The sequence below is a fragment of the Streptomyces sp. NH27 genome (genome assembly GCF_056859195.1).
This window is the reverse complement of record NZ_JACEGK010000344.1, coordinates 1-8,538: the sequence shown is the minus strand read 5'-3', so window position 1 is coordinate 8,538 and position 8,538 is coordinate 1. Positions and strand designations below refer to the sequence as shown.

Sequence of the window (8,538 nt, the reverse complement as noted above, 5' to 3'; positions counted from 1 at the left end):
CCGCCGGCAGGTGCTCCCGGTGCCGACCGCGCACCTGCGGGAATTCCGGTAACTGCTCACGCCATTCCGCTCGTTCCAGCCGGTCGCCGAGCCGAACGCGCGGTGAAGACGGCAGGCCGCCGGCCGGAGAATCTCCGGAAATCTCCCCGAAGCGCCTACTGAGCTTCCAAAGCCGGACAGGAAGGCGCCCTCCGATTTGCCGTCGAGCCGGTCGATCACAACCCCGGCCCGGGAAAGCGCATAACGCTCACGCCCACCATGTCGACGGAACTGGTCGACCACGGTGACGACAACACCGACCTCAGCTGAACGACCGTCCAGAACTGGCCGGCCGCCACAGCTCCTCACCCTCCCCGCCACGGCTGCCGGACGGCGCGCCGCAGGTCAACTGGGTTGCAGCCGAACGCCGTTCCGTTGTCGAACGCCTCGGCGCGCGAACCCCAAGGCCCGGTACCGGAATTCACACCCCTGACACCGACAAAGGACACCCGGCGACGATCCGCCCGTGTCACATGACACGAACGAGTGAAGCGCAGAGAAGCGAAAGACCCCGTAAGCGGGCGCGCCGTCGGCGGTGGAATCGCGATCGGGTCAACCAGTGCCGCCGATGCGTCACCGGGCTCCCGAACCTGGCACATCGCTCCCGGCACAGGCCCCGCAGATGCGCGCCGTCGGATTCGGCGCAGGCGTGGACTTGCCGCCCGGCTCTCTCACCTGCGCCGCCCAGTTGTGGGACGAGGACCGCCCGGTCGATCGGCCTGGCCGACCGAATCGGTGGCTACTGCTAGCCTTCACGCAGTCACGGTAGGTAATCGACCCCGTGCGTCAATTGAAGGACCAGGGATATGCGCAAACTCCAGCAACTGGCAGTCGTCGCCATGGCAGTCGGCAGCCTTTCCGCCATTGGCGCGGGCGTCAGTTTCGCCGACACGCAGGGCCAACTGCCTCCCCAAGGGACGCAGGGCCAGCAAACCCCGCAAGAGACTCAGGGCCAGCAAGCCCCCCAGGGCATGCAGCAGGCGCCCCAGGCGCAGGGTCAGCAGGCCCCCCAGGGCATGCAGCAGGCGCCCCAGGGTCAGCAGGCCCCCCAGGGCGCGCCGGCCCCGCAAGGGACGCAGGTCTCTCCCCAGGTCGCCCCCCAGCTGTCGCCGACCGTCACGCTCCCGCAGGCCCTGCCCCTCGGAGCCCCGCAGGCCGCCCCCCAGGAGGCGCCGCAGGAGCAGAACAACCTCTTCCGTCCGTACCAGGAGTGCAGCCCGCAGACGGTGCTCCAGGCGAACATCCCGATCGCCATCCTGGGTGACTCCAAGACCCAGGGCGACACCTGCACCCAGGTGAACAACGCCTTCGACAAGTAGGGCGCGGACCCACGGGACGGTCTCCGTTGCGCCCTCCAGGGGACGGCCCTTCGAGTCCGAACACCCTGCGGGCTAAGCCGATCAGGTTGTTCCGGGCGGCGCGTCACTCAAGCGACCACTGAGGCCCAACTTCCCTCACTGCGAACGGTGTTGGGCACTCCGCTTCGACCGAATGGCCCCCGAAGAACCGGTTGGCCACCTCACGTGCCTCTCACGGCTCACGGCATCCAGTGCTTATCTTCAGTCACACCGTGAGTCGATCACGGAGAGTATCCGATCAACCACACGAAGGAAACAGACATGCGCATGATCCAGAAGGCAGCCGTCGTGGCCGCCGTGCTCGGCACCATCGGCTTCGCCGGCGCCGGCGCCGCCTTTGCCGGCGACCACGGTGGCAGCGAGTACCAGGTGTCGCAGAGCACCTCGTGCAAGTCGCACGACCTGAACCTCGACGTCCTCGGCGAGGTCGGCGTCCTCAACGGCCTGCTGGGCAACGCGCTGAACGGCGAGGGCAACCCGGGCGCCCAGGCCACCAGCCTCGGCTCGACCATGGGCTGCAACAACAGCGCTTTCTGAGCGCTGCCGGAGTAGCTGAACCCATGGACGCGGCGGGCCCCACCATCACGGCCCGCCGCTTTCATGCGCCCCGTCAGAAGTACCGGTGCACATCAGGGCCCATGGCAGGGCCGTCGCACCGCGCATCGCCAACCATGCCTGACCCAAAACATGGAGCATGACATGCACAAGATCTACAAGGCGGTCGCCGTGGCCGCCATGCTCGGCAGCTTCGGCCTCGTCGGCATCGGCAGCGCCGCCGCGTCCGACAACCCCGGCGGGAACAAGTTCGACGTGCAGCAGAGCACCTCGTGCAAGTCGCACGACCTGAACCTCGACGTCCTCGGCGAGGTCGGCATCCTCAACGGCGTGCTGGGCAACGCCCTGGGCGGCGAAGGCAACCCGGGCGCCCAGAGCACCCAGCTCGGCTCGAGCATGGGCTGCAGCAACAGCGCCTTCTGAGCGAATCCAGCCCAGTAGGTACCAGATGGGTCCCGGAATCCACGGCCGAACCCTGGCCCCTCGGGCGCCGGGGCCCATCCTCACGGAGATCAGTTGAGACCGGACACCGGTGCTGGTCCGAGTGTGACACCGACCGCGAAGGAACACGGCACATGTTCAAACACACGAAGAGCGCGGCCCTCTCCGTGCTCGTGGGTGGCCTCTCGTTGGCCTGCGTGGGTATCGGCCATGCCGTTGCCGCAGGACCGTCCACCAACTGCACGCATGACGCTCAGGGGAACGACACCTGCGTTTCCAAATCCGAGAACACGTACACCAGCAAAGACGGCACCTACCACCTGCAGCAGCAACAGGACTGCACCAACGTGTCGCGTCAGGAGACCCAGACACCGCAAGTCGCGGTGGGGCAGCCGGGGACAACGCACATCGGGGCGGTCGTCGACTGCTCCAACAATGCGCCGGCACCCAAGGGATTCAAAGCACCCGACATCGCACGCTAGCCGCGGCGGGCACCCGTCGCCCCCACGGGTGAGGCGCGGCGGGCCGATTCCCGTCCACTGCGTCCCCGTCGACAGATGGCCGGACCCGGATCGTCCCCGGGCCCGGCCATCTGTCGTGCGCCCCGGCAGCCTCAGCGCGTGTTCCGCTTCGCGTGCACCTCAGACCGCAGGTCGGAACACGGTTACGCAGTCCTGCCCAGCCACTCGACCGGGTTGGTGTACGAAAGACCGGTGAGTTGCTGGTCGGTGCAGAACCTGATGATCAGGTCGGAGAACTCCGAGATCCGCTCAACCGGCGCCAGATGGTCGGCGTATTTGATGGTGGTGAAAGCGGCCCGTGGAAGCGCTGCAGCGACTTCACGGCCCATCTCCGGTGTGCAGAGCGTGTCGTACTCACCGGTGCACACCAGGATCGGCACGGCGGGAACCGGCTCGTCCCGGTACCAGTCGTGGGTCATCAGCCGTGCGTTGTGCTCCACCGACTTGTTGATTTCATCCTCGGACTGCGCCATGAACTGCCCGTAGAGCAAACGCGAGACCGCCTGGTGCTTGTAGACCACACCGGTTCCAGGAGGAGACATGAACTGCTCGACCAGCTCGGAGGCGATCTGCGCCCGGTCGCCGAGTTCGAGCATGCGCGCCCACCGCGGGACAGCGGAGGAGTAGTGCGCCGGGATGACCGTGGTCATCCCGACCAAGCCCAACTTCACCAAGCGGTCGGAGTAGTGCTGAGCGTATCGCAGAGCGATGGCCCCGCCGAAACAGCTGCCGATGACATTGGCCCGGTGAATGGCCAGTTCCTGCATCATGTGGTGCACGCAGTCGGCAAGGAAGTCGATCCCGTAGCTGGCGGGGAGAAAATCCGCGCTGCCATAACCGGGCAGGTCCACGGTGATGATCGTACCGCATTCGGCCAGCCACTTCTGGTGCCGCAGCCACGCGAAGCGGTTCTGCGCCGAACCGCCCAGCAGCACCAGCGGATCCGTTCGGGGGTTGTCCTGACGAACAATGCGGCAGTGATACGCAAATCCCTCGAAGACCAACGTCCTTTCCTCCGACTGCGCTTGGGCAGGTGCCCCGGAGTCAGGGCGGGGAACCGGCACAGATGTGTCCTGTGACGTGCTGATGTCAGAGCGCATAATGTCTCCGAGCGCGCGCGAAGAATGGGGAACTGAACACCATGATCCACCCTTTGAAGCATGGAGAGCCCAATCTCACCCACGGTGGGCGTGTCGGATCCCGCCCATGTGATCCGGACTTTTGCCCGTCCGGCACTCGGCCATTTCCCGGACGGTCGGCAATCGGGACCCTTTTACGAGGTGGGGCAACTCGGGATCGCCGCCGATCACCATCGGCAATTCCCCCGCGCCCGTCGCGTCGAACTGGCCGCCGCGGCAATCCGCTTCGCCGCGGGGGCGGCTGATCTCGCCCGCTGCTCAGTCGCGAACGCGGGCCGTGGAGTAGAGATGGCTGTCGAGGAAGGACTCGGCTGCCAGGGTGCGGCCTACGATGATGACGGCGGTCCGGCGGATTTCCGCGTCGTGGACCTGTTCCGCGATGCTGCCGAGGGTGCCGCGCAGCACCACCTCGTCGGGGCGGCTGGCGAATGCCACGACTGCGGCCGGGCACTGAGCACCGTAGTACGGCATCAACTCGGCGACGACACGGTCGACGTAGCCGGCGGCGAGGTGCAGGACGAGCAGGGCGCCGCTGCGGGCGAGGGTCGGCAGGTCCTCACCGGGCGGCATGGGCGTGGCCCGCTGCGCGACCCGTGTGAGAATCACCGTCTGCCCGACCGCCGGCACCGTCAACTCCCGCTTGAGCGCGGCAGCGGCCGCGGCGAACGCGGGTACCCCGGGCACCACTTCGTACGGCACCCCGGCCGCGTCGAGCCGTCGCATCTGCTCGGCCACCGCGCTGAACACCGACGGATCGCCGGAGTGCAGCCGCGCCACGTCGTGACCGTCGCGGTGCGCCCGCACCACCGCCTCGGTGATCTCGTCGAGGTCCATGCGTGCGGTGTCGACGAGTTCGGCCCCGGGCGGGCAGTCCGCGAGCAGCTCGCGCGGCACCAGGCTCCCTGCGTACAGGCAGACCTGGCAGGCGGCGAGCAGCCGCGCCCCGCGCACCGTGATGAGGTCGGCGGCGCCGGGTCCGGCGCCGATGAAGTACACGGTCATACGTCTTCCGCTTCTGCTGGTTCGGCCGGCTTGACCACCGACCACTGGGTGACCGGCATCGCCTGGCGCCAGCCGGTGAAGGCGCCGACGGGTGCCGCGTGCGCGACGGAGAGCCGTACGAGGTCGCCGCCGCGGCGCCGGTAGTACGCGGCGAGCAGCGCCTCGGACTCCAGGGTGACGGTGTTCGCGACGAGACGGCCGCCCGCGGGGAGCGCGTCCCAGCAGGCGTCGAGGAGGCCGGGCGCGGTGAGCCCGCCGCCGACGAAGACGGCGTCGGGGGCTGGGAGTTCGGCCAGCGCGGCGGGCGCGGCGCCGGTGACGACCCGCAGCGCGGGCACGCCGAGCCGTTCGGCGTTGGCGGTGATCCGGGCGGCCCGTACCGGGTCGCGTTCGACACCGACCGCACGGCAGGAGGGGTGCGTCCGCATCCACTCGATCGCGATCGAGCCGGAGCCGCCGCCGACGTCCCAGAGCAGTTCGCCGGGCTCGGGGGCGAGCGCGGCGAGCGTGACGGCGCGGACATGACGCTTGGTGAGCTGCCCGTCGTGGTCGTAGCTCTCGTCCGGCAGCCCGGGCACCGCGCCGAGCCGCCGCGCGTCCGGGGCGCGGCGGCACTCGACGGCGACGACGTTGAGCGGGTCGCCGGGTGCGTGTGCCCAGCCGTCGGCGGTGCCGTCGGCCGCGACGCGCTCGCGGGCGCCGCCCAGTTGCTCCAGCACCCGCACCCGGCTGGGCCCGAAGCCGCGGTCGCGCAGCAGCGCGGCGACCTCGCCGGGGGTGGCGGCGCCCGCGCTGAGCACGATCAGCCGGCGGCCGTGGTGCAGGGCGGCGGCCAGCGTCGCCGCCGGCCGGCCGACGAGCGTGACCACCGCGGTGTCCTCGACCGGCCAGCCGAGCCGGGCGCAGGCGTAGGAGACCGACGAGGGGTGCGGCAGCACCCGTAGCGCGTCGGGGCCGAGCACCTCCGCCAGGGCCCGGCCGATGCCGTGGAAGAAGGGGTCGCCGCTGGCCAGCACGGCGATCGCGCGGCCGGCGTGCGCGGCGAGCAGCGCGGGCACGGCGGGCCGCAACGGCGACGGCCACGGCACCCGCTGCCCGGCGCACTCCGTTGGCAGCAGGTCGAGTTGGCGCGGGCCGCCGATCACGATGTGCGCGGCGCGCAGCGCGGCACGGGACGCCTCGGGCAGCCCGTCCCAGCCGTCGGCGCCGATGCCGACGACGGTCACCGGGGTGGGGGCGGAGTTCACGCGGACACCTCGGATCGGGGAAACGGCAGGTCAGCAGGACCTTACCGACCTGCCGCCGGCACCGGCCCGCCGGGTGCGCCCGGTCGGCGGCCGCGCGGTCCGTCCGCGGGAGCGCTCGCGGTTCCGCCCGCGGTCCTGCCTGCGGCTATGCCCTCGGCTCCGGCCCGAGGCTGTAGGTGAGGTAGGCGAACTGGCCGAACTGCTCAACGGCGGTCAGCGTGAGCCGGTCCGACTCCAGCCGGCGCGGCAGCAGTGGGGCGCCGCCGGTCAGGATGACCGGTGCGACGCCGAGCACCAGCTCGTCCAGTACTCCCTCGTCGGCGAACTGCCCCGCCAGCTCGCCGCCGCCGACCAGCCAGATCGTACGGTCCCCGGCGGCCGCGGCCATCGCGTCGTGGACCGGACGGACGTCGCCGCGGACGAAGGTGAGGTCGATGCCGGGCACGGCCGGCAGCTCCCGGTGGGTGAACACCCAGCACGGTGTGTCGCCGTACCAGCTGCGCCACTTCTCGGGCCGCCGCAGCATCTCCTCGTGCTCCAGCATCCACTCGTACGTGGTGGCGCCGAGGGCGAAGGCGCCGACGGTGTCGAAGAACACGGGGAAACGGGCCTCGCCCTCCCCGCCGTGGTCGGCCGTGAAGAGCCAGTCGAGCGAACCGGCCTCGTCCACGATCCTGCCGTCGATGCTCGTCGCGGTGAAGTACGTCGTCTTGGGCATCGCCTCACCGTAGCGGCGGGCACTGACAGCGGGGCATGGCGACGGGCCGCCGGCGAGGAGGAGGAAGGCCGGCGGCCCGTGCGGGGTGGAGCAGGCCGGTTCGGCTCGCGGGGCGAGCGTCACCGGCCGACGGCCATGGTGCGGCCGGGGGTGATTCAGTGGTTGGCCACACCGTTACCGGACAGCACCGGGATGTTGCTGAGCACGTGCGAGAGCGGCTCGTCGCCCTGCGCCTGGGTGGAGTTCTCGGTGCACTGCTGGTTCTGCGGCGAGGTCAGCACGTTGACGTCCTGGACGGTGACCGGCACGAGGCCGATCAGCGAGCCGACGTTGGCCTTCACCGGCACGCCGAGGCAGGGCTTGTTCAGGGTGCCCTGGACCAGGCCGATCTGCGGGCTCTGGGTGCCACCGGTGTGGGTGTTGCCGTACGCCTGCTCGGCGCCATTGCCGTTCACCGTGGTGGTGCCCTCGTCGTTGCCGATGGCCATGGCCTGCGGGGCGGCGGTGGCACCGACGGCGACGACCGACGCGGCGAGAGCAGCACCGGCAAGCATCTTCTTGATCATGGTTGTCCCTCTTTTGGTGCTTGGTGCACTGTTCTGGAAGGTCTGGAGCGATCTGATCAACCGCTCCAGCGGGGTTAGGTTCCGGCCCTTCACTCCAACGGGGTAACAGCCGGGTGGGAAAGGCCGGGTGAGCCGGGAAGGCGGCAGCTGGGCGCCGTCAGCCGAGCGGCAGGCCGCTCACCGGCAGCCCGCCGAGCAGCGAACCGGCGGGCAGCCCTCCGGTGGCTTTGGCCAGTCCGGACAGCGCGGAACCCGCGATGTCGGTGCCGTTCTGCGCCGTCTGCAGCGCGGAGCCGACGGGCGTCGCGTCGGCGAGCTTCTGCAGCGGCTGCTCGTTCAGCGCCTGGTCGACACCGCCGTTGATGCTCGTGGGCATCGTCGACATGTTGTCCACAGAGACGGGGGCACCGTTGGCGCCCTCGGCAAAGGCGGGTACAGCCATTCCAGCCGCCATCACCGATCCGGCCACTGCCGCCGCAACCTTTGAGTACTTCACTTGTCACCCTTTCCTAAGCCGAGAGCCAGCGGCCGACCCTGGGGAAGGCGAGTGCCGCGGGACACCGTCGGACGCCGAAATCCGGCGCCGTGTACAACGACCACGCCGATCCGCAGGCAACGGACATCACACTGCATCAGCTGACAATCACCTGTACGTGCAGAACTACGGCGCAGTCGTGCTATTAATCACCTTTCCGGGGCGCATTCCTCGATACGCCGCCGGAACGGTGTCAGCGCATTCGGGCCGTGGCGCGCGCGGCCTTCGAGGCCGCGTGGGAGCGTCGGTACAGCAGCGCCCCACCCATGAGCAAAGCGGCTCCGGCCGCGCCCGCGATGCCGAGCTCGCGGTTGTCCAGCCCGGTCTCCGCCAGCCGCTGGTGCACCACGACAGGCTTGGCCGGGGACACGGGGGGGACCTTCGCGGTGCGCGGCGGCGCCTGGGGCGAGGGGGTGG

At 69.9% G+C, this 8,538-nt stretch carries 10 protein-coding genes and 2 pseudogenes; 4 read left to right on the top strand and 8 right to left on the bottom strand.

Annotated elements, in window-relative coordinates; all coding sequences use genetic code 11:
• Positions 1–282: pseudogene (locus AC13HU_RS25040) on the bottom strand (hypothetical protein); the annotation flags it as partial.
• A 728-nt stretch (positions 283–1,010) separates the two neighbouring features.
• Here AC13HU_RS25040 and AC13HU_RS25035 point away from each other — a divergent pair.
• The 4 genes from AC13HU_RS25035 to AC13HU_RS25020 all read left to right on the top strand — a co-directional run bounded on the left by AC13HU_RS25035 (position 1,011) and on the right by AC13HU_RS25020 (position 2,875).
• Complete coding sequence (locus tag AC13HU_RS25035) at positions 1,011–1,358, top strand: hypothetical protein (protein WP_483044195.1); 348 nt, start codon at positions 1,011–1,013, stop codon at positions 1,356–1,358.
• Between the two features lie 300 nt (positions 1,359–1,658).
• Positions 1,659–1,934 (top strand): hypothetical protein, encoded by a 276-nt coding sequence (locus AC13HU_RS25030; protein WP_328466309.1) that lies wholly within the window; start codon positions 1,659–1,661, stop codon positions 1,932–1,934.
• Positions 1,935–2,096: 162 nt separating this feature from the next.
• Positions 2,097–2,375: a hypothetical protein gene (locus tag AC13HU_RS25025; protein WP_483044194.1), complete on the top strand. Its 279-nt coding sequence runs from the start codon at positions 2,097–2,099 to the stop codon at positions 2,373–2,375.
• A 152-nt stretch (positions 2,376–2,527) separates the two neighbouring features.
• Positions 2,528–2,875, top strand: a complete 348-nt coding sequence (locus AC13HU_RS25020; protein ID WP_483044193.1) for a hypothetical protein — start codon at positions 2,528–2,530, stop codon at positions 2,873–2,875.
• A gap of 182 nt (positions 2,876–3,057) precedes the next feature.
• Here AC13HU_RS25020 and AC13HU_RS25015 read toward each other — a convergent pair whose 3' ends face one another.
• From AC13HU_RS25015 to AC13HU_RS24985, 7 genes and pseudogenes are all read right to left on the bottom strand, one after another.
• Positions 3,058–3,918, bottom strand: coding sequence for an alpha/beta fold hydrolase (locus AC13HU_RS25015; protein WP_483044192.1), 861 nt, complete (start codon positions 3,916–3,918; stop codon positions 3,058–3,060).
• Positions 3,919–4,311: 393 nt separating this feature from the next.
• Positions 4,312–5,055 (bottom strand): precorrin-4 C(11)-methyltransferase, encoded by a 744-nt coding sequence (gene cobM, locus AC13HU_RS25010; protein WP_483044191.1) that lies wholly within the window; start codon positions 5,053–5,055, stop codon positions 4,312–4,314.
• A complete protein-coding gene (gene cbiE / locus AC13HU_RS25005; protein WP_483044196.1) occupies positions 5,052–6,281 on the bottom strand; it encodes a precorrin-6y C5,15-methyltransferase (decarboxylating) subunit CbiE in 1,230 nt (409 codons plus the stop codon). Before cbiE ends, cobM begins: the two co-directional genes overlap by 4 nt.
• A gap of 166 nt (positions 6,282–6,447) precedes the next feature.
• On the bottom strand, positions 6,448–7,020 hold the full coding sequence (locus tag AC13HU_RS25000) for a dihydrofolate reductase family protein (protein WP_483044190.1): 573 nt from the start codon (positions 7,018–7,020) through the stop codon (positions 6,448–6,450).
• A 155-nt stretch (positions 7,021–7,175) separates the two neighbouring features.
• Complete coding sequence (locus AC13HU_RS24995; RefSeq protein WP_483044189.1) at positions 7,176–7,586, bottom strand: rodlin; 411 nt, start codon at positions 7,584–7,586, stop codon at positions 7,176–7,178.
• 157 nt (positions 7,587–7,743) lie between these two features.
• Complete coding sequence (locus AC13HU_RS24990; protein ID WP_483044188.1) at positions 7,744–7,962, bottom strand: hypothetical protein; 219 nt, start codon at positions 7,960–7,962, stop codon at positions 7,744–7,746.
• Between the two features lie 352 nt (positions 7,963–8,314).
• Positions 8,315–8,538, bottom strand: a pseudogene (locus AC13HU_RS24985) (hypothetical protein); the annotation flags it as partial.

Coding starts and splice junctions, on each gene's coding strand:
- AC13HU_RS25000 (WP_483044190.1), bottom strand. CDS start 7,020: ATGCCCAAGACGACGTACTTCACCGCGACGAGCATCGACGGCAGGATC.
- AC13HU_RS25025 (WP_483044194.1), top strand. CDS start 2,097: ATGCACAAGATCTACAAGGCGGTCGCCGTGGCCGCCATGCTCGGCAGC.
- cobM (WP_483044191.1), bottom strand. CDS start 5,055: ATGACCGTGTACTTCATCGGCGCCGGACCCGGCGCCGCCGACCTCATC.
- AC13HU_RS24995 (WP_483044189.1), bottom strand. CDS start 7,586: ATGATCAAGAAGATGCTTGCCGGTGCTGCTCTCGCCGCGTCGGTCGTC.
- AC13HU_RS25035 (WP_483044195.1), top strand. CDS start 1,011: ATGCAGCAGGCGCCCCAGGCGCAGGGTCAGCAGGCCCCCCAGGGCATG.
- AC13HU_RS25020 (WP_483044193.1), top strand. CDS start 2,528: ATGTTCAAACACACGAAGAGCGCGGCCCTCTCCGTGCTCGTGGGTGGC.
- AC13HU_RS24990 (WP_483044188.1), bottom strand. CDS start 7,962: ATGCCCACGAGCATCAACGGCGGTGTCGACCAGGCGCTGAACGAGCAG.
- AC13HU_RS25030 (WP_328466309.1), top strand. CDS start 1,659: ATGCGCATGATCCAGAAGGCAGCCGTCGTGGCCGCCGTGCTCGGCACC.